13 protein-coding genes are annotated in these 24,078 nt (G+C 67.1%); 6 read left to right on the top strand and 7 right to left on the bottom strand.

Annotated features, from left to right (window positions below):
- Positions 1-29 precede the first annotated feature (29 nt).
- On the top strand, positions 30-7,442 hold the full coding sequence (locus tag ACYQML_RS13605; RefSeq protein WP_461233104.1) for an SDR family NAD(P)-dependent oxidoreductase: 7,413 nt from the start codon (positions 30-32) through the stop codon (positions 7,440-7,442).
- Between the two features lie 66 nt (positions 7,443-7,508).
- The gene (locus ACYQML_RS13600) at positions 7,509-8,882 is read left to right on the top strand and encodes an aminotransferase class I/II-fold pyridoxal phosphate-dependent enzyme (protein ID WP_461233103.1); all 1,374 of its coding nucleotides are present in this window, start codon (positions 7,509-7,511) and stop codon (positions 8,880-8,882) included.
- A 181-nt stretch (positions 8,883-9,063) separates the two neighbouring features.
- Here ACYQML_RS13600 and ACYQML_RS13595 read toward each other — a convergent pair whose 3' ends face one another.
- From ACYQML_RS13595 to ACYQML_RS13585, 3 genes are all read right to left on the bottom strand, one after another.
- Positions 9,064-10,233, bottom strand: a complete 1,170-nt coding sequence (locus ACYQML_RS13595) for a polysaccharide biosynthesis/export family protein (RefSeq protein ID WP_461233102.1) — start codon at positions 10,231-10,233, stop codon at positions 9,064-9,066.
- Positions 10,234-10,467: 234 nt separating this feature from the next.
- The gene (locus ACYQML_RS13590; RefSeq protein WP_461233101.1) at positions 10,468-11,961 is read right to left on the bottom strand and encodes an LTA synthase family protein; all 1,494 of its coding nucleotides are present in this window, start codon (positions 11,959-11,961) and stop codon (positions 10,468-10,470) included.
- Complete coding sequence (locus ACYQML_RS13585) at positions 11,961-13,499, bottom strand: capsular polysaccharide export protein, LipB/KpsS family (RefSeq protein WP_461233100.1); 1,539 nt, start codon at positions 13,497-13,499, stop codon at positions 11,961-11,963. The genes ACYQML_RS13590 and ACYQML_RS13585 overlap by 1 nt, the downstream gene beginning before the upstream one ends.
- A 274-nt stretch (positions 13,500-13,773) precedes the next feature.
- On the opposite strand from ACYQML_RS13585, the gene ACYQML_RS13580 reads away from it, so the two are divergent.
- The 3 genes from ACYQML_RS13580 to ACYQML_RS13570 all read left to right on the top strand — a co-directional run bounded on the left by ACYQML_RS13580 (position 13,774) and on the right by ACYQML_RS13570 (position 16,820).
- Positions 13,774-15,081 carry a capsule biosynthesis protein gene (locus tag ACYQML_RS13580; protein WP_311274669.1) on the top strand — a complete coding sequence of 436 codons (1,308 nt, stop codon included), beginning with the start codon at positions 13,774-13,776 and terminating at the stop codon, positions 15,079-15,081.
- A 117-nt stretch (positions 15,082-15,198) separates the two neighbouring features.
- Positions 15,199-15,969, top strand: coding sequence for an SDR family NAD(P)-dependent oxidoreductase (locus tag ACYQML_RS13575; RefSeq protein WP_311274670.1), 771 nt, complete (start codon positions 15,199-15,201; stop codon positions 15,967-15,969).
- Complete coding sequence (locus ACYQML_RS13570) at positions 15,966-16,820, top strand: formyltransferase family protein (protein ID WP_461233099.1); 855 nt, start codon at positions 15,966-15,968, stop codon at positions 16,818-16,820. Before ACYQML_RS13575 ends, ACYQML_RS13570 begins: the two co-directional genes overlap by 4 nt.
- A 130-nt stretch (positions 16,821-16,950) precedes the next feature.
- Here ACYQML_RS13570 and ACYQML_RS13565 read toward each other — a convergent pair whose 3' ends face one another.
- The 4 genes from ACYQML_RS13565 to ACYQML_RS13550 all read right to left on the bottom strand — a co-directional run bounded on the left by ACYQML_RS13565 (position 16,951) and on the right by ACYQML_RS13550 (position 21,360).
- A complete protein-coding gene (locus ACYQML_RS13565; RefSeq protein WP_056429153.1) occupies positions 16,951-17,817 on the bottom strand; it encodes an outer membrane protein in 867 nt (288 codons plus the stop codon).
- A gap of 389 nt (positions 17,818-18,206) precedes the next feature.
- A complete protein-coding gene (ettA, locus tag ACYQML_RS13560) occupies positions 18,207-19,859 on the bottom strand; it encodes an energy-dependent translational throttle protein EttA (RefSeq protein ID WP_056429151.1) in 1,653 nt (550 codons plus the stop codon).
- A 308-nt stretch (positions 19,860-20,167) separates the two neighbouring features.
- Positions 20,168-20,482 carry a hypothetical protein gene (locus tag ACYQML_RS13555; protein ID WP_461233098.1) on the bottom strand — a complete coding sequence of 105 codons (315 nt, stop codon included), beginning with the start codon at positions 20,480-20,482 and terminating at the stop codon, positions 20,168-20,170.
- Between the two features lie 26 nt (positions 20,483-20,508).
- Positions 20,509-21,360 (bottom strand): DNA/RNA non-specific endonuclease, encoded by an 852-nt coding sequence (locus tag ACYQML_RS13550; protein ID WP_461233097.1) that lies wholly within the window; start codon positions 21,358-21,360, stop codon positions 20,509-20,511.
- Positions 21,361-22,039: 679 nt separating this feature from the next.
- On the opposite strand from ACYQML_RS13550, the gene dxs reads away from it, so the two are divergent.
- Complete coding sequence (gene dxs / locus ACYQML_RS13545) at positions 22,040-24,001, top strand: 1-deoxy-D-xylulose-5-phosphate synthase (protein WP_419952727.1); 1,962 nt, start codon at positions 22,040-22,042, stop codon at positions 23,999-24,001.
- Positions 24,002-24,078: the final 77 nt, after the last annotated feature.

The following is a 24,078-nucleotide window of genomic DNA, read 5'->3' as shown; positions in this document are numbered from 1 at the left end:
CCTCGATCAAGAGCGTGTGCGAACCGAACGTGATCAAGCGTACAGACATAGCGATCGTCGGCCGTTCGTGCCGGTTGCCCGGCGCTGCAAGCGTCGATGGCCTGTGGCAGCTTCTGAGCGAGGGCCGCTGCGCCGTCGGGCGTATCCCTGACGATCGCTGGTCACTGGAGCGGTTCGGCCATCCACGCGCGCAGGAGCGCGGCAAGAGCTACACATGGTCGGCGGGCGTCTTGGACGACATCTGGTCGTTCGATCCCGGCGTCTTCGGCATTTCGCCCCGCGAAGCCGAGCAGATGGACCCGCAGCAGCGGCTCCTCCTCGAACTGACCTGGGAGGCCCTGGAGGATGCGGGTCTGCGTCCCTCCGCCGTGGCGGGGTCGCAGATCGGTGTGTTCGTCGGCGCCTCGTCCCTCGACTACGGAAACCTGCGCGTCCTCGATACCTCTTCGGGTGATGCCTATGCGGCGACCGGCAACACACTCTCGATCCTGTCCAACCGGATTTCCTACATCTACGACCTGAAGGGGCCGAGCTTCACCGTCGATACCGCTTGCTCCTCTTCGCTCGTAGCGCTCGATGCCGCCGTCGCGGCGATCGCCAGTGGCCGGATCGACACCGCGGTCGTGGCGGGCGTGAACCTGCTCGCCAGCCCCTTCAACTTCATCTGCTTTTCCAACGCGCAGATGCTGTCGCGGACCGGGCTGTGCCAAGCCTTCTCGGCCAATGCCGACGGCTATGTCCGGTCCGAGGGCGGCGTCGTTCTCGTCCTGAAATCGGCGCGGGCCGCTTCGCGCGACGGCGATACCGTGCGTGGCGTCATTGCGGCGAGCGGCGTGAATTCCGACGGCCGGACCACCGGCATCTCCCTGCCTTCCGGCTACGCACAGGGTGCGCTGCTCGAACAGGTCTATCGCGAGGCCGAGATCGATTTCGATGCGGTCGCCTTCGTGGAAGCGCACGGCACCGGCACGGCGGTGGGCGACCCGATCGAGGCCGGCGCCATCGGTGGGAAGATCGGCCGGCCCCGCAAGGAGCCGCTGCCGATCGGCTCGATCAAGAGCAATATCGGACATACCGAGCCGGTCTCGGGCCTCGCCGGTCTTCTGAAGGCAAGTCTCGCCCTCGAGCACGATCTGCTGCCGCCCTCGCTGCATGCGACCGTTCTCAATCCCGACATTCCCTTCACCAAGCTCAATCTCTCGGTGGTCACCGCGCCGCTGGCGATCCCGCGTGGCCGGGGTGAGCGTTTCGCCGGCGTCAACTCCTTCGGCTTCGGCGGCACCAACGCCCACATCGTCCTCACCGACGGCGCTCCGGCCTCCGCCTCGAGCGATGCCGGGCGCGGGCCAGAATTGCTACTTCTCTCTGCCCAAAGCCGCGCCGCGCTGAACGAACTCGCTCTCGACTACGCCGATCGGTTCGAACGCGCAGATTCCGCCGAGACCGTGCGGATCGCCGCCGCCGCCGCTCATCGCCGCGAGCGACTGTCGACCCGCCTCGCCATGCCCATGGACGCAGACCTGCCCGCCACGTTGCGCGCGGTCGCCGATGCCGAGGAGACCGACATCGCCCGGGTCGGCACTGCCGTCGACCGTAGCGCCGAGATCGCGTTCGTCTATTCCGGCAATGGCAGCCAATGGGTCGGGATGGGCCGGGAGGCCTATGACCGCAACGCCATCTACCGGTCGGCCTTCGACCGGATCGACGTCCTGTTCGCCGAGATCTCGGGCTGGTCGCTGAAGGAAGCCCTGTTCGCCGAGGATCTGGCCGAGCGCATGGTCCTCACGCGGGTCTCGCAGCCGCTGATCTTCGCCATTTCCAGCGCTTCGACCACGGCCCTGAAGGCCGCCGGTCTCGTCCCGTCCTACGTGCTCGGCCACAGCGTGGGTGAGATCGCGGCGGCCGAGGGAGCCGGCATCCTGAGCCTGGAACAGGCGGTGAAGGTCATCTTCTACCGCAGCCAGCATCAGGAGACGACGCGCGGCCTCGGCACCATGGCGGTGCTGCTGGCACCCGTGGAGGAGATCGAGATCTTCCTCGAGGATTATCCGAGCCTCGACATCGCCGCCTATAACAGCCCGAAGGCCGTCACCGTGGCGGGCCCGGTCGCCGATATCGACGCGGCCATGAAGGCGCTGGCGCGCAAGCGCCGCCGTGGTCGCAAGCTCGACCTCGCCTACCCCTTCCACGGCCGGCTGATGAACCCGACCGAGAAGCCGCTGCTGCGCGATCTCGCAGGATTGAAGCCGCATCCCGGCACGATCCCCATGGTCTCCACCGTGACCGGGGCCGTGCTGCAGGGCGGGGAGTTCGACGCCGGCTATTGGTGGCGCAACATCCGCGAGCCGGTGCGCTTCTGCGAGGCTGTCCAGGAAGCGACCCGCAAGGGCGCCCGCATCTTCGTCGAGGTCGGCCCAAGGGCGACCCTGCTTCCGCATATCGGCGATTGCATCGAGCCCCTCGGCATCGAGAATGCCACGGTCGGCGTCCTCACCAACAAACCCGTTGGCAGTGACCCCTTCGCCCGCGCCCTGGCCTCGGCCCTCGTCCACGGTGCCGCCGTCGACGAGGCGGCGGTCTTCGGCGAGAACCCGAAGGGCGATGTCGCGCTTCCGACCTATCCCTGGCAGCGTCGGCCGTTCCGGCTGTCGGAGACCTCGGAAGGCGTGGGCGCCGCGACGGCCCGCGCCTATCATCCGCTCTACGGATCGCGCCTTTCGGCCGACGGGCTCGAGTGGAACGGCCATCTCGACATCGCTACGGTGCCGGAACTCGATGACCACCGTATCGACGGCCAAGCGATCCTGCCCGGTGCGGCCTTCATCGAGATGGCTTTGGGTGTCGCCCGCGAGGCGATGCGCAGCGACGACGTCGTCCTCGCCGAGTTCGAAATCCAGTCGCCGATGGTCTTCGGTGAGGACGCCCTCCGCGAAGTCGCCGTGCGGCTCTCGGGCAGCGGCAACCAGATCCAGATCCTCAGCCGGCCTCGGCTGACCCAGGCGGGCTGGCAGTTGCACGCCTCCGCCAAGATCGTGGACGGCACCTTCGCGGCGCGTCCCCGGCAGGACATCATCATCCCGGCCGAGAACGCCGTCGAGGGAGAGGGGCTGTATCGTCTCGCCGCCGCCTCAGGTCTCGATTTCGGGCCGAGCTTCCGCCAAGTGGCCCTCAGCGCCCGTGTGGACGAGACCGTGATCGTCTCCGAACTCAAGCCGGCGGAGCCGGATACGCGCTTCGGCCTCGTGCCGGCGCGGCTCGATGCCTGTTTCCACGGCCTGATCCTGCTCTTCGCCGACCTGTTGGGCGAGGGATCGACCAAGGCCTATGTGCCGGTGCGTTTCGGCGAGATTCGGCTGATTCGGCCCGGTGCCGTCATCGCCCGGGCCATGATCCGTACGCGGCGTTGCAACGAGCGCAGCATTCTCGCTGACTTCACCCTCGTGGATGAGGCCGGCGACGTCATCGCAACCCTGCGGGAAGGCCGGTTCCAGGCCTTGCGCGCCAAGCCCGGCCAGGATCTCGCCGCCTACGCCATCGCGCAGAGGTCGGAACTCGCCACGGAGCCGACCGCGATCCCCCTCGATCGCCGCGCCCGCATCGCCGATGCGGTCCGTCCGGGCATCAAGGCGGCTCTCGCGCCCGCCGATGCTGCACTCTCGCCGGGCCATCTTCTCCTCGAAGGCTGGGCCACCTCCCTCGCCTACCGCATGGCCGAAGGGCTGCAGCGCTCAGGCGCCGTCGCCATCGACGATCGTGTGCCGGAATCGATGCGGCCCTGGCTCCTGAACGCCCTCTACGCCCTCGAGAGCAGCGGGCTCGCCACCCTCGACGGAACGCGCTGGACCCTGCGCAAGGACGTGACCCTGCCCGCCCCCGACGAGATCATGCGTTGGATCGCGGCTGACCATCCCGAACTGTCCGCCGAACTGGTGCTCACGGCGGATCTCGGCGCCGTCGTCTCCCGCCTCCTCGACGGTGATCTCGCGAGCCAGCCCACCCTGTCGCAGAACGCTCTCGACGCCTTCGTCCTGCGCAGCGCCAGCGCACGCGCATCCTCGGATGTGATCGCCGGTATTCTCGACGGCGCCCGCACCGACCTTCCGACGGACCGGTCCCTGCGCCTGCTTCAGCTCGGGTTCGGGCCGCTCTCGGCCCAGGCGGCCGCCATCGCCGATGGAATCGCCGCGCATCTTACCGTGTTCGAGACCGATCGCCGCCTCGCCGAGCGCGCCCGCCTCGCCCTGCCGCGCGGCGTCACCGTGATCGAGGACGAAGCCGACCTGACGGAAGGCGGCTTCGACGCGATCCTGGCAAGCAACGTCCTGCACCGGACCGAGCGCGGCCTTCTCGGCAAGATCGCCGACGCCCTCGCCACGGGTGGGTTCCTGCTGGCGGTGGAGCCGGGTGCTTCGCTCTTCCGCGACCTCGTTTTCGGTCTCCTGCCGGATTGGTTCGAGAGTCTGGACGGGATGCCCCTGGGGCGCCTCGACGACATCACCGGCTGGCAGCGTTCGCTCAGCGATACCGGTCTCGTCCGCGTCGCCGTCGACCGGGCGGTCTCGGCCAATGGCGACGATCTTCTCTTCCTCGCCGAGGCACCGGTGCGGGCAAAGGCCTCCACAGGCCAGACCTTCACCTTCATCATCGGATCACAGGATTCCTTCGCGGCGGAAACCGCCTCGTCGCTGGCAACGCTCCTCGTCGCCGCCGGTGTCCATGTCTCGATCATCCTCGATTCCGAGCAATCGCTGCTCGAACTCGAACGCGAGACCCCCGATACGGTGGTGTTCCTCGCCGGAGCCTTCGACACCAAGGGCGACGCCGCCGACCGGCTGCGCGAGCGCTGCCTCGGTCTCAAACGCTGCGTCGAACATCTCGGGACCCGTCAGACCCGCCTCTGGGTCATTTGTCCGGGCGCGACGCGCCATGATGGAGACGCCGACGGAGCGGTGGAAGCGGGCCTCTGGGCCTTCACCCGCACCCTCGCCAACGAGGTCGCCACCCTCGACATTCGCCGCATCGATCTCACCGCGGCGATGCCGAGCAAGCAGGCATCCGAGCGCCTGCGTGACGTGATCCTGTCCGGCACCACCGAGACGGAGATCATCCTCGACGCGGACGCCACCCGCGTGATCCGGTTCGCGCCGGGGCAGCTTTCACGCCGTCCCGCCTCCGATGCCGTAGCGGCTCCAGCCGCGCAGCTCGAGCGCAGCGTCACCGGCGGACTCAACGACATGCGTTGGGGACCGGCCGAGCGGCGCACGCCCGGACGCGGCGAGGTCGAGATCGCCGTGGAGGCCACGGGCCTCAACTTCCGCGACGTGCTCTGGGCCCTGTCGATGCTCCCGGAGGAGATCCTGGAGGATGGCTTCGCCGGTCCGCGTCTTGGCCTCGAAGTCGCCGGTCGCGTCGTCTCGGTCGGCAAGGGCGTCGCTGCCTTCAAGGTGGGCGACCCTGTCGTCGCCTTCGCGCAATCGGGCTTCTCGACCCATATCGTGGTGCCCGAACTCGTGGTGGCACCGAGCCCGCCCGGCCTCGACCCGCAGGCGGCGGCCACCGTGCCGGTCGCCTTCCTCACCGCTTATTACAGTCTCGTCAGCTGCGCCCGGCTGCGACGCGGCGAATGGGTGCTGGTCCATGGTGGTGCCGGTGGCGTCGGCCTCGCCGCCCTGCAGATCGCCAAGCTGAAGGGAGCCCGCGTCATCGCCACCGCCGGGTCGCGCGAGAAGCGTGCGCTGGTAAAGGCTCTCGGGGCCGAGCACGTCCTCGATTCCCGCTCCCTCGCCTTCGTCGACGAGGTCCGCCGGATCACGGGCGACGGGGTCGGCATCGTGGTGAACAGCCTGTTCGGCGAAGCGATGGAACGCAGCCTGAACTGCCTGAAGCCGTTCGGTCGCTTCATTGAGCTGGGCAAGCGCGACTATGTCGCCAACACCCATATCGGTCTGCGCCCGTTCCGCCGGAACCTCTCCTATTTCGGCGTCGATCTCGATCAGGTGCTCCAGCATCAGGGCGAGGACGGGGCGCGTCTGTTCCGGGAGGTGATGGCCCTGTTCACGGAAGGCGGTCTCAAGCCCCTGCCGTTCCAGCCGTTCACCGCCGACGAGGTCTCGGACGCGTTCCGGCTGATGCAGCAATCCGGGCATGTGGGGAAAATCGTCATCGCCCCGCCGAAGCCTGGCAGCATCGTGGTCGAGCGCAAGTCCGATTTCCAGGTCTCGTCGGAGGGCGTCCATCTCATCACCGGAGGGCTCGGCGGCTTCGGCATCGAGGCGGCCCGGTGGCTTGCCGACCGGGGGGCCCGTCACCTGGTCCTCGTCGGCCGAAAGGGCGCCTCGAGCCCTGAGGCCAAGCAGGTGGTGGCCGATCTGGCGGTCCGTGGCGTCAGCGTCGCTGCGATGGCCTGCGACATCACCAGTCGCGAGGCGGTGGACGATCTCCTCGCAGAGGTCGAGGGCGACGGCCGCAGGCTCGCGGGCGTGATCCATGGGGCGATGGTGCTGCAGGATGGCCTCATCGCCAATCTCGACGCGGCTGCCCTCGACGCGGTCATCCGCCCGAAGGTCGTCGGCGCCGAGCATCTGGATGCCGCCAACCGCGAGCGGCAGCTCGACTACTTCGTGCTGTTCTCCTCGGCCACGACCTTCATCGGCAATCCGGGACAGGGCGCCTACGTCGCCGCCAACGGTTTCATGGAAGGGCTCGCCCGCCGTCGCAAGGCGCTGGGATTGCCCGCCCTCGCGGTCGCCTGGGGCGCGATCGGCGATGTCGGCGTGCTGGCGCGCAACCGCGCGGTGATGGAGACCCTGGCCGGCCGCGTCGGCGTGACGCCGATGGATGCCCGCCGCTCCCTCGACCTCATGGCCGAGGCCCTGGAAGGGCAAGGCTCGTCACCCGACGATGCCGTCCTGGCCATTGCCTCGATGCATTGGGGCAAGGCGCGCGAGCGTCTCGCGACCATGCGCTCGCCGAGCTACGGCGATCTCGGTTCCGACCAGCAGGCGGAATCCGGCACCGTGACCGCCATCGATATCGGTGGTTTGCTCAAGAGCCTGGACCTCGATGCGGTGCGCAAGACCGTGTCCGATGCCATCGTTGAGGACATTGCCCGCATCCTGCGTCTGCCCAAGGACGATATCAGCCGTGTCCGCCACCTCTCCGAGATCGGCCTCGACTCGCTGATGGGCGTGGAACTGGGCGCTAGCCTGCAGGAGCGCTTCGCCCTCGATGCGCCGCCTTCGGGCATCTCCTCGGGCCTGACCGTCGTCGAACTGGCCGAAACGCTGATCCAATCGGTGGCGGCACCGGTCGACGAGGCCTCGGCGGCGGTGATGAGCCTCGCCCAGCGCCATGCCAGCGAAGGCGTGGATGTCCGCACACTCGAGCCGTTCCACGAGCTCGTCGAGCAGAACAGTCTCCAGATCAAAGAAATTCTGCCATGATCCGCGCGGCCGGCCGAAAGGCCGGTCGCGTTCGGCGGCATCGGTCAATCGGAAGATTCAACACGCATGAGTAATCCAGCCCGCCCCGACGGCGGCCGCGCGGCGCTCGCGGGCTTCGTCACCAATCGGCTCGGCCGCAATGCCAACCGGCAGGCCGCGCCCCGCCCCGAGGCGAAGGCCACGGACGCATCGGTACAGAAATTCGAGACCCTGCCGGGCTACCGCGAGTTGCGGCTGCAGCGCTCGGCCGCCGACCTGATCGGCCTCGGCAACCCGTTCTTCCGGGTCCACGAGACCAGGGCGGGCGCCACGACGCGTATCGCCGGCAAGGGCTTCGTCAATTTCTCGTCCTACGATTATCTCGGGCTCAACGGACATCCCGACGTCAGCGAGGCGGCGCGCAGGGCCATCGACGAGTTCGGCACCTCGGCCTCCGCGAGCCGGATCGTCGCCGGCGAGCGCCCAGGCCATATCCGCCTCGAACAGGCGCTGGCCGACCATTACGAGACCGAAGCCTGCGTCGTGATGGTGAGCGGCCACGCCACCAACGTCACCACGATCGGCGCCTTGCTGGAACCCGGCGACGTGATCTTCCACGATGCGCTGAGCCATAACAGCATCGTCACCGGGGCCCAGCTTTCGGGAGCCCAGCGTCGCTCCTTCGCCCATAACGATCTCAACGCCCTGGAGACCCTGCTCGGCGCCACGCGCCACGAGCATCGCCGCGCACTAATCGTGGTCGAAGGCCTCTACAGCATGGACGGGGATGCGCCGGACCTCGCCGGCCTCGTCGCCCTGAAACAGCGCTACGATGCCTGGCTGATGGTGGACGATGCCCACGGGCTCGGCGTCCTCGGCCGTACGGGAACCGGGCTCGCTGAGCATTGCGACGTCGATTCGCACCTCGTCGATATCTGGATGGGCACGCTCTCGAAGACCCTGTCGTCCTGCGGCGGCTACATCGCCGGCCCGGCGGCCCTGATCGAGTACCTCAAATGCACCGCCGGGGGCTTCATCTACAGCGTCGGCCTGTCCCCGCCGCTGGCCGCCGCCGCCGAGGCGTCCCTTGCCCTGATGCAGGCCGAGCCGCACCGGGTCGAGCGACTGCGCCAGAACGGCCACCTGTTCCTGTCATGCGCCAAGAAGCATGGGCTCGATACCGGAACGAGCCTCGGCCTCGCCGTGATTCCCGTCATCGTCGGCGATTCGCTGAAATCGGTCACCTTGTCGGACCGCCTGTACAAGCGCGGCATCAACGTGCAGCCGATCATCCATCCGGCGGTGCCCGAGCGCTCTTCGCGCCTGCGCTTCTTCATCACCTCCGAACACACGCCGGAGCAGATCCGCGAGACCGTGACGGCAGTGGCCGAGGAACTCGCGGAGATCGAGAAGGGCGGCTCCCTCATCGAGCAGCTGATGGCCAAGCGCGGCAAGCCCTGAGGTCATTCGACCGGCTCGGCCGACACGTGTCACGGCATCATCCGATGGGATGCCGTGACGATGAGATGACGCTGATGGCCATGCGGCCCTGAGCCCAAGCCGTCCGTCCGAAGCTCACGCCGGACGCCCCGTCTCCTGTCGGTATGGGCGTACGGGATTGCCGGAGCCCTTGCGCTCCTTCTCAGAACGCTCCGCCCACGCGTGCGCCGGTCGTGATCGGCTGGGCCGCCGCGGCGAAGACGGAGAGGATCTTCTTGATCTCGGTGAACGGCGCGTTCGAGACGTAGACCATATCGCGGTTGCGCATGCGGAAGGCCTGGGTGAGGAACAGGCTGTTCGGGTCGCGCATGTCGAACCGATAGACCACAGGGACGAGCGGCGTACCGAGAAGGGGGCTTCCGGGCTTCAGGCGACGCACCACCGGCGCCGGCTCGAAGCGGAACAGGAACGTGCCGGTCGGGTCGGCATCGGTATCGCTCTGGCCGCGCGCCTTGGCCAGCGCCTGCGCCAAAGTGATGCCCTCGGCCTGGAACGGGATTTCATTCGACGAGCCCAGGGCCCCGATGGCCAGGAAGGTCTGGGGATCGCGCACCAGGGTGAGGTTGTCGTTGGGGCGCAGGTAGATGTTTTCCTTGGGGTTCGAGACCACGGTCGTCAGCGGCACCGTTGCCGTCCTGCCGTTGCGCGACAGGCGCACGAAGGTTTCGCTGACCGGGGCTCTCACGCCACCGGCGGTGGCGATGACGTCGAGGATGCGATCGCCCTGGGTGCCGAGCGGAACGCGGGCACCGCCCACCGCCTCGCCGCCTACCGTGACGGATTGCGAGACCGGGCGGCTCACGGTGACGATCACCTGAGGCTGGATCGCCTTGCCGGCGAGCTCGGTCTCGATCAGCGACTGGACGTCCTGGGCGCGGCGCCCCGCGACCTTGATCCGGCCGGCATAGGGGACCGAGATCGCGCCATCGCGCGAGACGACCTGCTCGGGCAATTGCGCCGCCTTCGAGCCGGCGGACATCGAGTTGACCGTGAGCGGTCCGGAATAGAGGCCACCCGATCCGGCTTCGAACACCGAGACGGCCACGGCGTCGCCAATGCCGATCACCGCTTCCGAGGGCATGCGTCCATCCCCGAACGAGGAGAGCAGGCTGTCGAGGGGGCGTCCGCGCAAGGCCTCCACCACCGCGGCGTTCACGTCGATGAACTCGTAGCGGGCGAAGGTCCCCTCGCTCGTCGTCTGATCCGCGCCGTCCACCACGGCCGAGGTCGACGGACCGGCGGCGGGCAGGAAGGCGTTGCAGCCGGACACCGTGACGGCGATGGCAATGGCCAGGGTGGCTTTGGGAAACATCGAACTCTCCTAGACCCGCCCCCGCGACGAGTGCCTTGTCGGATCACGTGTCGGGTCGGCGGATACGCACCGTCCGTCATCTCCAGTCTCGCTGGCTGGCCACGTGGGCCTGTGCGAGAGCGGACCTTCCGAACGGTCCACCATTCATAGCGTCAAAACTCTTCGATCGTTTAACGATCGCTCTACTATCGCATGGTCGAACCGATGCGCGGTCTCGCGTCGGTCACGTTCGTGTCAGTACGATGGTGAGGCGATAGCCGATCCGGCCTCGTCTGCCGAGCGCTCCCCGATGCGGAACCGGAGGAAACGACCGAGTCCGTCGGCGCTCATATCGATGCGCTGCGGCGTTTCCCTGAACGCTCCGAAGCCGAAGATCGCGTAATCGGTAGCTGTATCGCCGAAGCCGGGTCTGCAGGTCGGCAGCGATGGGGCATGATCGCCATAGACGCACAGGATCGCATCGCGCCCTTCCAGACCTTCGATCAAGGTCTCGACGGCCCGGCCGGTATGGGCCACGTGGTGGAGATACTGGTCCAGCGGCTCGGTGATGCCGTCTAGCCGCCCGCGTTTCCACGGCCCATGGTTCTCCATGGTCACGGCGAAAACGAAGACGGGCTCTTGCACCGCATCGACCTCCGCCAGAATGCGGGCCGCGACGGCCTCATCGGCGATATAGGGCCCGATTCTCGCGGCCCCGATGAAATCATCCTCCATCACCAGCCGGGTGAAACCGAACCGCCGCATCACCTCGGCGCGCTGGAAGAAGTCGCGGTGGAAGGGATGCACGAACACGGTGGCGTACCCTGCCCCCGATGCAAGCCGGGCAAAGCTCGTCGGTTCGTCGCCACCGCCGCTGAGATAGGGATCGTAGCGCCCGAACCCGAGGCTTTCCGGTTCTCGTCCGGTGAGGAGGGCGTGCTCCGTCCGCATCGTGTAGGCACCGTGGGCCGGGACCGTCAGCCGGCCATAGCGCGAGGCACGGTGGCGGATCGTCTCCATCAATGGCAGATCCGGACCGCCGAGCCGGGCTGGATCGACGAAGGATTCGAGCTGGACGACGACAACGACCGGTGCCGGAGCGGCCGGTCCGGGCACAGCGGTATCGTCCGGTTCGGGAGCCGGCACGTCGCTGGTCCAGCGCAGGGTATAGGCGATGACCGTCGCCGGCAGCCCGTAGCGGGCGCAATCCGCGTCGAGATCGGGTCGGGGAAACCGGGTCGCGAGCCATGGCGCCGCCATTCCAGTGGCGAGGCCGGAGGCCAATCCGACCAGGAGGCAAGGCAGACCGATAAGCGAGACGACGGCGACGCTCGGCTCTTCAGGCAGCGCGCTAGGCTCGATCCAGTACCACAGGGCGACGACGGCGAGGCTTGCCCCGAGGGGTACAGCCATGCGCGGGTCGGTGATCGGTCTTGTATAATAGAGGTCCGGATGGCGAGGCACCTGGCGCAACAGGGCGAAATCGCTGAAGACCAGCGGCTCGCCGATCACCGCCTGCTTCAACCGGCTGACCACGACCAGGATCGCGACGGTGAGCAGGCAGGAAAAGGACGCGAGCCAGGGGCGCCAGGAGAAGCAGAACCAGAATATCGTCAGGAGCGCATAGCCGCCAAGTCGTACGGCCAGCTCGCTGGGGCGTCTGCCGATTGGCCGCCGACCCGCACCTTCCCACGCCTCGATGGCGAGGGAGCCGATCAACGCCAAGCTGAGAGCTGCGAGCAGAGTCATCACTTGTCGCCGCCTCGCCCGATCCCCCGCCGCGCCCGGATCAGGCGGACGATGGGGTTCAGAACGGCGTAGCGTAGGCGCATGACGGTCTGTGCCCTGCGACTGAGGGCGAGCTTCGAGGGGGCAGCGGCCTCTCGGCTCTGGCTCAGCCGCTCGAGGAGTTGCTCGGGCGTGCACGGCTTCATCGCCACGGGATCGAGATAGAGCGGGTAGACGAGAAGCGCTCCTGCGACGAGTTCGTCGAGGGCGAGCCGCCGCCCCCTGTCGGCGCCCGGTGCGAGATCCTCGGTAAGCCCCCAGCCGGCATAGAAGGGCCGGCCATGGACAGCCACGCTCAAGCCTCGGATCAGCGCCTCGAATCCGGCAAGCGAGGTCATCGTCTCCACATGGTGCGCCCGGTCGAGGAGGTCGACGATGGAGAGCCCCGCCACGATCCTGTCGGCCAGGGCCAGAACCTCGGCCTCCGGGATCGCGCCCGGCCGGAAGCCGGCCTCCACGTCGGGATGCGGTTTATAGAGTAGAAATGCTCCCGGATTCCGGCTGCGGGCCGAGCGCAGGAGTTCGAGATTCGAGCGGACATGCGGTGAGCCGTGGCGCACCGAGGCATCGTCCTCGACCTGCCCCGGCACCAGCACGATGCGCCGATCCTCGGGCCACCCCGATGCATTTCCGGCGAGCCCGACATTGTATTTCGTCAGGCGCCGTTCCACCACGAGCCGGCGCAGGAGCGAGGCCCTGGCCACGAGCTCGGGCGAGAAATCCTCGTTCTTCAGGATGCGAGCGAGGCGGCTTTCGGTGCGGGGGTCGTAATAGATGCCGCTGTCATCCACGACGATAGAAGCGCCCGGCTGTAGGCTCGCTCCAAGCCCCACCGACCGCAGGAATCCGTCCTCGATCCGGGCCAGGGGAATACCGTGCTCCGCGCAGAGCGACGGCAAATGTGCCGGCATCCGCGTCGCCCAGGCGAGGATGCGGGCCTTTCCGGCTTGTCCCCTGCTCCTCGCCTTCGCCACCGCCTCCTCGGCATTCATGGCGTAAACGGGCTTACCCGCCGGTCCGCCGACGAAGACATCGAGGGCCGGCCGCTTCCAGCGCGAGATGCCGACGAGGACGGTGAGGCTATCGTTGTCGCGGAACCGGCGCTCCAGCCAGGCCACCCGATCGCGGCATTCGTCGAGGGTGATCGGCTGCCGAGTCCAAGGGTCGAACGCGTGGATCCCGGCCTCGCCACCGAACGGAACTCCGTCGAGGGTGAGGCGCAGGCTGGACAGACCCCTTTCGGGAGAATCGTAGGGGCTGAGCAGAGGCCCCGGTTCGACGGTGAGGAGCCGGCGACCCGCCATTTGCAGGCACCGCCCGGCAAGCCCGCGCCGTCCCCAGATCACCCCGATGGCGCCCGGAGCCCAGGCTCGAGCGAAGGCGAGACCGGTCACGGATTCGATCTCGGCTCGCAGAGCCCGAATCGGCCGGCTCGTGGCAAGCAGCGGCCGGGGCACCGACGAGGCGGCCGGGGGGAAAGGTGGCGAAAGCTCGGGCAATGGTTATGGCGGATCCGGTTATGCGGGGCCGCAGGCATACGACGATCCGCGCCGTCACGCGATGCGATCTCGTGGGAGAACGGGCAATCGGAGCGTTCGAGTTCGGGATCTCAAAGGCGTCGCCAGCGCGTCATGTTGCAGACACATCACGCGGCCAGGAATTCCGTTAAGGACCCCGTGCTACCCAATTGCCGCAATGCACCATCCGTGCGATCAGGGCTCTCACGTGCCCATTCGACACGCCCTCGCCGGGCGCAGGAGCAAGCACTTCCGCATGTTGCCGACACGCGTAGACACGACACGCGAGAGGCCAGCGACCTTCCTGTTTCTGCAGGGGATCGCTTCGCCCTTCTTTGCGGATCTCGGCCAAGCGCTCCTCAAGCGCGGCCATCGGGTTCGACGTATCAACTTTTCATCGGGCGACTGGCTGTTCTGGCGCCTCGGCTCCGACAATTATCGCGGCCCTCGCGACGGCTGGGATGCCTATATCGCCGGCTATATCGTCGAGCACGGCGTGACCGATATCGTCCTGTTCGGCGATTGCCGGCCCTATCACGTCGCGGCGCGAGAGGCCGCAAGCCCCCTCGGCGTCCGTATCCACGTGTTCGAGGAAGGCTATCTGCGGCCGAACTGGGTCACGTGCGAACTCGGCGGTGTGAACGGCCATTCCTCGCTGCCTCGCTGTCCCGACGAGATCCACGCCATCGCCCGCCGCCTGCCGCTGGCCGGCCGCGCTATGCCGGCGAGCGGTGACATGGCCCGGCGCAGCCTGTGGGATGTGGCCTACAACGTCGCCAATATCGGCTTTCCCTATTTCTTCCCGCATTTCCGCAGCCACCGGCCGATTCATATCGCGGCGGAATATGTCGGTTGGATCAAGAAGTTCGCTGGCCGGGCCAGTACACGCCGCCAGGCGCGGGAACTCAATGAAATCTATCTGGCGCGCAAGCACGAGTATTTCCTGCTGCCATTGCAGCTCGACAGCGATTACCAGATTCGCATCCACTCGCCCTTTCTGGGGGTCGAAGGGTTCATGGACCGGGCCATCGCGTCCTTTGCCGCCCATGCCAGCACCGCCGCGCGCCTACTGATCAAGCTTCACCCCCTCGACAGCGGGCTGGTCAATTGGCGCAAACACGCCAGGAACTCCGCCCGTCGTCATGGCGTGGAAGACCGGCTGGATTTCATCGATGGCGGCGACCTGCCGAACCTCATCGCCGGCAGCCGAGGCGTCGTCCTGGTGAACAGCACGGTGGGGATGCTGTCCCTGGAGCTCGGCCGTCCGACGGTCGCCGCGGGTGATGCGATCTACAACATACCCGGCCTCACGCATCAGGGTGGGCTCGACAGCTTCTGGACGAAGCCGGAAGCTCCCGACATGCAGCTGGTCGCGGATTTTCGTCGGGTCGTCTTGCATCGGACCCAGGTGAATGGCGGATTCTTCTCCCGTCCGTCGATCGACCGAGCCGTGGCGGGGAGCGTCTCGCGCCTCGAAGCCCGTCTGCCTGCACCGGCCCTGGCCGCCGCGAGGGTGATTCGCGAGCGCACGACGACGACGCCGGAACTCGCGCCGGTCTACTGACCGAGCGCCGCCGGGCTTCGACTCATTCCGGGGACGGTGCGCCTTCATATCGGCACGGCATCATCTTGTCCGAGAACGGGTTCCCGCTTGCCAGGGTGATGCTCTAGAACAGGCCTCATGCCCGTCATTCTCATCACCGGTGCGTCGAGCGGTATCGGCGCGGCTCTCGCCCGGCATTACGCTGCGCCCGGCACGCATCTCGTTCTGAATGCGCGTGGCATCGACAGGCTGAATACCGTCGCCGCCGCGTGCCGCGACCTCGGCGCAACCGTGGCGACCCGGTCCATCGACGTGCGCGACAGGCAGGCCGTGGGCGAATGGCTACGCGAGACGCACGCGGTGACGCCCCTCGATCTCGTCATCGTCAATGCCGGCATCAACGGCGGCCATCCCGGTGGGGATATCGAGACCGAGGCGATGGCGTTCGAGACCGTCGACGTCAATCTCAACGGCGCACTGAATGTCGCCCTCCCCTGCGTGACCCTGATGCTGGCGCGCGGGAGCGGCCAGATCGCCCTGATCTCGTCTCTCGCGGCCTTCGCGCCCTTGCCCGACGCACCGGCCTATAGCGGCACCAAGGCGGCCTTGCTCGCCCACGGATTGGCGCTGCGCGCCAAGCTCGGTCCGCGTGGCGTCCGGATGAACGTGGTGACTCCCGGTTACGTGAAAACCACAATGGGTGGGGATTACGAGGGCTGGCGTCCGATGGAGATGAGTGCCGAGGAGGCGGCTGTCCGCATCGCGCGCGGCCTCGCCCGCGACCTCGACATTATCGCCTTCCCAGAGCCCCTCGCCTCCCTGGCACGCGGATCGGCCTTGCTGCCGGAGAGCCTGCGACGCCGCTCCATGCGCGGTTTCCGGTTCAAGGTCGGGCGTAGCAAGCGATGACGCGCCCGCGCATCGCATTGTTCGTGCTCGAAGCGTTGCCGAATGCCCGTGCCGCCCGCCAGTTCGTGCAGGACCATGCCGGCGACATCGCCTTTGTCGGGCTTTCGAATGCGGAGCGTCCGAACTCGGGTGGTCTCACCGGCCAGGTCCGGCGCCACCTCGCCCGGTCCGGCCCGGCATTCCTGCCCTATCTCGCGGTGAATTTCGGCCTGCCCGATCTGCTGGCTCCGGCATCGGGAATGCTGCGGCGCTTGACGGGGGCTGGACATGTGGCCACGGCGACGCCGCTCAAGGCATTGTGCCGGACGCTCGGTATTCCGACTCTCCGCATTGATGACGTCAACGGATCGGATGTGGTCCAGGCCTTCGAGGCCCATGCGCCGGACCTCATCGTCGCGTTCCATTTCGACCAGATCTTTTCCGCCGCGACCCTGGCATTGGCGCCGCTTGGAGGAATCAACGTCCATCCCGGCCTGCTGCCGCGCCATCGTGGGCCGGTGCCGACGATCCACGCGCTGGCAGAGGAGGTTCCCGGCTTCGGCGTCACGATCCATCGCTTGACGCCAGCAATCGACGCGGGGGCGATCCTCGCCCAGGAAGCATCGGACTTTCCGTCCGGCACCACCGCCACCCGCGCGGCGATCCTGCTGCATGAGAGGGGGCGCGTCCTCCTCGATGGGGTGCTCGACGATCTCGCCGCAGGTATCCTAGGCGACGGCATGGTGGCGGAGGCCCTGCCCTACTGCCCGTTCCCGGACCGGGCGCTGCTGGCGGGTCTCGCGAGACAGAACCGAAAGCTCGTCGATGGCGCCGATCTGCGAGCCGCGTTGAGCGTGCACGCGACGACTTGAATGCGCCCACCGGCCGGAGCAGCCGGATTGATATCATGAGAAAACGGCCCGGTCCTGGGGACCGGGCCGTTTGATGGCTTTCGCCGTCGTTCTACTGCCGAAGCGAAGACCGCTCCGGCAGAGTCGAACCTCAGAGGCCGCCGAACTTGTAGTTGAAGCCGGCCTTGATGAGGTTGCCCTCGGTGCTGAAGCGCGAGGTGTAGGAACCGGTGGAGGGAGCGCCGAGGCCGGTGTTGTTCACCAGGACGTTGCGGCTGCCGAGGTCGTAATGCAGGTACTCGGCCTTCAGCGTGATGGCGCTGGCGCCGATGAAGCTGCCGATGAAGTTGAAACGGTTGAGGAAGCTGTCGGTGGGGATCGCCCACTCGATGCCGCCGCCATAAGCGTAGCCGGTCTCCATGTCGTTATAGCGGCCGGCATAGGCCAGAGCGCCGGCGCCGTTGAAGAAGTTGGCGCCGTAATTGACGTTGCCGTAGGCGAAGCCACCGGTGCCGTAGACGAGGACCGTGTCGAAGGCGTAGCCGATGCGGCCCTGGACGGTGCCGAGATAGTCGAGGCGCTGGCGCAGGTTAGCGGGATTGAGGGGGCCTCCAACCGTGCTGCTGGGGCCGAAATAGGCGTAGCTCTTGCTGATGTCGGTCCAGGTCACGTCGGCATTGACGCCGAGGACGAAGCCTGAACCGGGGGTCAGCTGATAGTTGTAGCCGATGCCGCCGCCGACATTGCCGATACCGTCCTGCTCGGAACGGAACGTGCCGGGGCGACGGTCCAGACGCACGTTCTCGCGCGTGTTGAATTCGTTGCCGGTGGTGCGGATCGTCTGATCGTCGCTCCAGGCGTAGGAGCTGTGGGTGCCGAGATAGAAGCCGGTCCAGGTGAAGACCGGGACGGGCGAGAAGACCGGCGGGGGAGCGGCGCGGCGCGGAAGATCCGCGGCCGAAGCGGCGCCGGCCAGAAGAACGGAGGCGGTGCCGGCGAGAAGAAGCTTCGCGATCATGATGAGGATGTCCGTGGGGGCTGACCTTCAGGTCAAATTAGCCCCTCTCCCACGGCTCGCCTATGACCCCCGAGCCACACCCTAACGTAGAAACGAGGGTCGTCGGCCGATCTCCATCGATACGGCACCGGCGCCCTTAGAAATTTCGTTCGACGGGGCGAAAAGCTGAAGACATCGAGATCGGTAACGTTTCGATCATCTTTGCTTCAACGCTGAGCCTCCTGCCGACATCGTGCCGGTCTTAGGTGAAGACCGGGGTGAGTTCTGCAGGGCTTGGCAAGAACAATGCCGCTACCCGATCGATCAGGTGCGGCATCGTCGCCTCGGCCTCCCGCCCGGCCAAGGGCCGGACATACGAAATCGGCCCGGTCTTGGACCGGGCCGCGTCGTCAGCGCGAGAACTTCTTGTACTTGATCTTCTTCGGCATGAGGGAATCGGCGCCGAGGCGACGCTTCTTGTCCTCTTCGTAATCCGAGAAGTTGCCCTCGAACCATTCCACATGGCTCTCGCCCTCGAAAGCGAGGATGTGGGTCGCGATGCGGTTCAGGAACCAGCGATCGTGGCTGATGATGACGGCGCAGCCGGCATAATCCTCCAACGCCTCTTCCAGCGCCCGCAGGGTCTCCATGTCGAGATCGTTGGTGGGCTCGTCGAGCAGCAGCACGTTGGCACCGCCCTTGAGCGTGCGGGCCAGATGCACGCGGTTGCGCTCGCCGCCCGACAGTGTGCCGACCTTCTTCTGCTGGTCGGAGCCCTTGAAGGCGAAGGCCGCGCAATAGGCGCGGGAATTGATCTCGCGCTTGTTGAAATAAATGATGTCGTTGCCGCCCGAGACTTCCTGCCAGACCGTGGCGCCGGGATCGAGGGCGTCGCGCGACTGGTCGACATAGCCGAGATGCACGGTCTCGCCGACGGAGATGGTGCCGCCATCGGGCTTCTCCTGGCCGGTGATCATCTTGAACAACGTGGTCTTGCCGGCGCCGTTCGGCCCGATGACGCCGACGATACCGCCGGGAGGCAATTTGAACGACAGGTCCTCGATCAGCAGGCGGTCGCCGAACGCCTTGTTGAGGTGCTCGAACTCGATGACGTTGTTGCCGAGGCGCTCGTCGATCGGGATGACGATCTGGGCCGAAGCGTCGATCTTGTCCTGAGACTTCGCCACGAGCTCCTCGTAGCGGGTGATGCGGGCCTTCGACTTCGACTGGCGGGCCTTGGGCGAGGCCGAGATCCATTCCTGCTCGCGATTGATGGCGCGCTGGCGCGCCATATCCTCACGGCCTTCCTGGGCGAGGCGCTTCTGCTTCTGAATCAACCAGGCGGAGTAGTTGCCCTCGTAGGGGTAGCCGCGGGTGCGGTCGAGTTCGAGGATCCAGCCGGTGACGTTGTCGAGGAAGTAGCGATCGTGGGTCACGATCAGGATCGCGCCGGGATATTGCTTCAGGTGGCCTTCAAGCCAGTTCACCGTCTCGGCGTCGAGATGGTTGGTGGGCTCGTCGAGGAGGAGCAGTTCCGGCTCCCAGAGCAGCAGCTTGCAGAGCGCCACGCGACGGCGCTCGCCGCCCGACAGGGTGGCGACCGGCTGCTCGTCGCTGGGGCAGCCGAGGGCCTCCATGGCCTGATCGACCTTTGAGTCGAGCTCCCACAGATCCTTGGCTTCGATCTGATCCTGGAGGGCGGTCATCTCGTCCGCCGTCTCCTCGGAATAGTTCATCGCGAGTTCGTTGTAGCGGTCGAGCAGCGCCTGCTTCTCGGCGACGCCCTCCATCACGTTCTCGCGCACCGACTTGTTGGGATCGAGCTGCGGCTCCTGCGGCAGGTAGCCGACGCGGGCGCCCTGGGCGACGAAGCCCTCGCCGGTCCATTCTGTGTCGATGCCGGCCATGATCTTGAGCAGGGTCGACTTGCCCGAGCCGTTGATGCCGAGCACGCCGATCTTGGCGTCCGGATAGAACGACAGGTTGACGTTATCGAGGATCTTCTTGCCGCCGGTATAGGTCTTGGTCAGACCCTTCATGTGGTAGATGAATTCGCGCGCCATGAGCGTCCGGTATCCTTGACTATTGCTGGGCGGCGCGGCGCTTGGGCGCTTGATCGGCCGCCGGAAATGGCGTGAATGGGGCTCGCCGCCGAGGTCGCGCGCCATGAGGGCGGCGCGCGTTGCTCTGGTCTGCCCGGTCCGTCCCACGTGCGGTGGCATCGAACGGCGTCGTGCCATCCTTGAAACCGCAGCGCGTCGGACAATGGTTGGACCTACCAGGGCGGCGGGTCAGCGGCAAGAACGGGTATGGTCCGCAAGGGGAGCGGAAGAGCCCTTTCTGCGCGGGGTCGAAGCTGCGCCGAAGCGGCTCACGCGAAAGGGTTCTCGACTTTTCGCGTGTTCGAGGCCGTTCGTGCCACCTCGTCCGGCAGGTCGGCCGTTTCGAGCACGGCGACGATCTCCTCTGCAATGGTTCTGAGCCTGCGCGCCCGTTCCAGCCCCGCTTTGTCCCGTGAGAGGTCGAGGCTGCCGTGAAGGGCGATCGCCAGGGTGCCGTTCTCCACCGAGAGGCCGCCGATGGTCTCGACCGTGGCGTCATCCGCGAAGGGCGTGAAGGCGTCAGGTTCCGCTCTCATCGTGGGCGGTCCGGTCTCCGCCGCCCTCGTCTCATCCGGCTTCGTCATGTCCGCCTCTCGTCTCGTTCGAGCGTTCAGAAGATCGACTTCAGAAACTCGCGAAGCACACGCCGCGCGATCCGCTCGAGGGTTGCAAGGGCCCATTCCTCGAAGCTCGGCTCATCGCGCGTGCGCCCTTTCGGTCGCCCACCCGCCGTGTCGCCCCGGGAATAGGTGCGCGGTTCGGGCAGGTGCATCATGGAAGCGACGAGCCCGGGAAAGACGTCGATCCCCGAGAGTGTCGTCAACTCGTCGAGCGGGATCGACCGCCAGTCCGCATCGGCACGGTTCGGCACGAGATAAGCCGCCGCCTCGCCGCGGGCCGGATCGTACACTGCCTTGAACAGTGACGTCGGCACCAGGACACGCCCGTCGAGAGAGTCGATGCTCGTGCCCGCATAGATCGTCCCGGTGACGACGAAGAGCTGCCCCCGCGCCACAGCGAGGCGTCGGACGCTCTCCTCGATCGCAGCCCACAGGCCCCGGTTCAGGGCACGGTCCTGGGGAACTACATTGGCCAGCGTGAAGGATTCGGCTTGCGCCGACTCACTCGGCATGTCCCCGGCAGGCGCCATATGGCCCCGGTCGAAGCCGCTACGGACATAATCGTCGAGCCGGGCGCGGCTAGCCACCGGCAGTCGGTCTTCCTCGTGGAAGGAATCGGTCCGATCGACGATGCGCGCCGCAGCGACGCTCGCCTGCGTCAGATGTTCGGAGGCGTAGACGGGGGTGCGCGACACGCCCGAATGCAGCACCGCGAAAGCCTCGTAGCAGAGGCTCGTCGTCTCCGCGGCGAGCTTACGGTTGACGATCACCGGTACCCGTCCGCGAGCGAACAGGGATGGGCAGGCGACGCCCGCCCGGCTCTCCTCCGCCGAAACCAACATTCCGACGAACAGGAACGCCGCCCCATGTGGCAACCGCCTGAGGCGCACCCTCGGCGAGGCGGCTTCCGGAAGGATGACCCTCAATAGCAGACCCGGACCTTGCGCGTGCCGGAGGGGGTCGGACGCCAGCGATAGCCACAGGGCCGGCCGAGCGTTCCCTCGAAGGGGTGGACCCGCCGGTCGGGCTGCTGCGACGCGCCGGGATGGCTGCACCCATCCAGCCTGTCGCACGGGAGCCTGAATTCGAAGACCGGCGCCGGGACGCCGTCCCAGACGCCCTGGCCGGACCGGGGAGACGCCACCGATGGTTCAGGACAAAGCGTCACACAGGCAGAAAGGCCCAAGAGCACTATCGCGGACAGGGGTCGACAAAAGGTCATTCCGGCTCGCCGTGAAGTCATCGCCGTGCGAAAAGCCAATCTTCGACATTGATCGATCAGCCACAAATCCTTACCTCCTTCGGCCGTTCCAGGCACCAAATGCGTGGGGCACGGCCAGAAGACTCGATATGGCGACGTGGCATTGACCGACGGTAGCGTTATAATGCGCGTTGGTCACGGCGGCCACGCTGCATGAAAGTCGCCAAAGCCAGGATCGACGGATGTCTCGCCCGAAGCCGATAGCGGCAGGTGGGGCGCACTGTCGATCGGTTACCTGATTCAAAGAAGTGAGTGAGCCATTGTCACGGATAGAAACCTCGATCCTCGACGGGCTTGACGAGACGTCTGCTCTTCGCGCGCTTCCCGAGAGCCAGCTTCAGGCGGTGGCGGACGCTGTGCGTCTGGAGATGATCGACGCGGTGTCGGTGACGGGCGGTCACCTCGGGTCGGGGCTCGGCGTGGTCGAGCTGACGGTGGCGCTGCATCACGTGTTCGACACGCCCGACGACCGGATCGTGTGGGATGTCGGGCACCAGGCCTACCCGCACAAGATCCTGACGGGGCGGCGGGACCGGATCCGGACGCTGCGTCAGCCGGGCGGGCTGTCGGGCTTCACCAAGCGGTCGGAGAGTGTCTACGACCCGTTCGGGGCGGCGCATTCCTCGACCTCGATCTCGGCGGCGCTCGGCATGGCGGTGGGCCGCGATCTCGACGAGTCGACCGCCAAGGCCAAGGGCCAGCCCGCTCCGAAGCGCCGCAACATGGTGGCGGTGATCGGCGACGGCTCGATGTCGGCGGGCATGGCCTACGAGGCGATGAACAATGCCGGCGCGCTGCATTCGCGGCTGATCGTGATCCTGAACGACAACGACATGTCGATCGCCCCGCCGGTGGGGGCGATGTCGGCCTATTTCGCGCGCCTGGCCTCGGGCGGGACCTATCGCGGCCTGCGCGAGACGGCCAAGCAACTCGGCAAGCTGCTGCCGAAGGCGATCTACCAGCGCGCCGCGGCGGCGGAGGAATACGCCCGCTCGCTGGTGGTGGGCGGCGGCACGATGTTCGAGGAGATGGGCTTCCACTATGTCGGCCCGGTCGACGGGCACAACCTCGACCATCTCCTGCCGATCCTGAAGAACGTGCGCGATTCGGACCAGGGCCCGATCCTGCTCCATGTCGTGACCCAGAAGGGCAAGGGCTACGCCCCGGCCGAGGCGTCGGCCGACCGCTATCATGGCGTGGTGAAGTTCGACGTCCTGTCGGGCGTCCAGGCCAAGGCCAAGCCGAACGCGCCGGCCTATACGCGGGTCTTCGGCGAGAGCCTGATCAAGGCGGCGGATGCCGACGACAAGGTGGTGGCGATCACCGCGGCGATGCCGGGCGGCACCGGGATCGACCTGTTCGGCAAGGCGCATCCGGACCGGACCTTCGATGTGGGCATCGCCGAGCAGCATGCGGTGACGTTCGCCGGCGGTCTGGCGACGGAGGGCTACAAGCCGTTCGTGGCGATCTACTCGACCTTCCTGCAGCGGGCCTACGATCAGGTCGTGCACGATGTGGCTTTGCAGAACCTGCCCGTGCGGTTCTGCCTCGACCGGGCGGGTCTGGTGGGTGCGGACGGGGCGACTCATGCAGGCGCGTTCGATCTCGCCTATCTCTGCTGCCTGCCGAACATGACGGTGATGGCGGCCTCCGACGAGGCCGAGCTGGTCCACATGGTGGCGACCCAGCATGCCCATGACAGCGGCCCGATCGCGCTGCGCTATCCGCGCGGCGAGGGGGTCGGTGTCGACCTGCCCGAGCGCGGCGTGCCGCTGCCGATCGGCAAGGGCCGGATCGTGCGGCGTCCCGAGGGCGCACGGGTGGCGCTGTTGAGCCTGGGCACCCGTCTGGGCGAAGCCTTGAAGGCGGCCGACCTGCTGGAGACGGCGGGGATCGCCGTGACGGTGGCGGATGCGCGCTTCGCCAAGCCGCTCGACGAGGCGATGATCCTCGATCTGGCGGCGAGCCACGAGGTTCTGATCACCCTGGAAGAGGGGTCGGTGGGCGGTTTCGGGGCTATGGTGCTGCATCTCCTGTCGGAGAAGGGCGCGCTCGATGCGGGCCGGGTACGGGTGCGGACGCTGACGCTGCCGGACACCTACCAGGACCACAACAGCCCCGACACCATGTACGCCGAGGCCGGCCTCGACGCCGACAGCATCGTCCGCACCGTTCAGGCCACCCTGCCCGAGCAGAAGGCCGGACGTCTGCGTCTCGCCTGACCTCCGGCCCCTGGCGTGTGGCCGCGCACGGAAGTCTCCGTGTGTGGCCGCGCTGCGCTTGTTCGCCTCGCCCATCG

The organism is Methylobacterium sp. CM6244, from assembly GCF_054817885.1.
This window is presented reverse-complemented; position numbering and strand designations above follow the sequence as displayed.

Coding starts and splice junctions, on each gene's coding strand:
- ACYQML_RS13580 (WP_311274669.1), top strand. CDS start 13,774: ATGTTGCCGACACGCGTAGACACGACACGCGAGAGGCCAGCGACCTTC.
- ACYQML_RS13570 (WP_461233099.1), top strand. CDS start 15,966: ATGACGCGCCCGCGCATCGCATTGTTCGTGCTCGAAGCGTTGCCGAAT.
- ACYQML_RS13575 (WP_311274670.1), top strand. CDS start 15,199: ATGCCCGTCATTCTCATCACCGGTGCGTCGAGCGGTATCGGCGCGGCT.
- ACYQML_RS13600 (WP_461233103.1), top strand. CDS start 7,509: ATGAGTAATCCAGCCCGCCCCGACGGCGGCCGCGCGGCGCTCGCGGGC.
- ACYQML_RS13565 (WP_056429153.1), bottom strand. CDS start 17,817: ATGATCGCGAAGCTTCTTCTCGCCGGCACCGCCTCCGTTCTTCTGGCC.
- ACYQML_RS13595 (WP_461233102.1), bottom strand. CDS start 10,233: ATGTTTCCCAAAGCCACCCTGGCCATTGCCATCGCCGTCACGGTGTCC.
- ACYQML_RS13590 (WP_461233101.1), bottom strand. CDS start 11,961: ATGACTCTGCTCGCAGCTCTCAGCTTGGCGTTGATCGGCTCCCTCGCC.
- ACYQML_RS13555 (WP_461233098.1), bottom strand. CDS start 20,482: ATGACGAAGCCGGATGAGACGAGGGCGGCGGAGACCGGACCGCCCACG.
- ettA (WP_056429151.1), bottom strand. CDS start 19,859: ATGGCGCGCGAATTCATCTACCACATGAAGGGTCTGACCAAGACCTAT.
- ACYQML_RS13550 (WP_461233097.1), bottom strand. CDS start 21,360: ATGTTGGTTTCGGCGGAGGAGAGCCGGGCGGGCGTCGCCTGCCCATCC.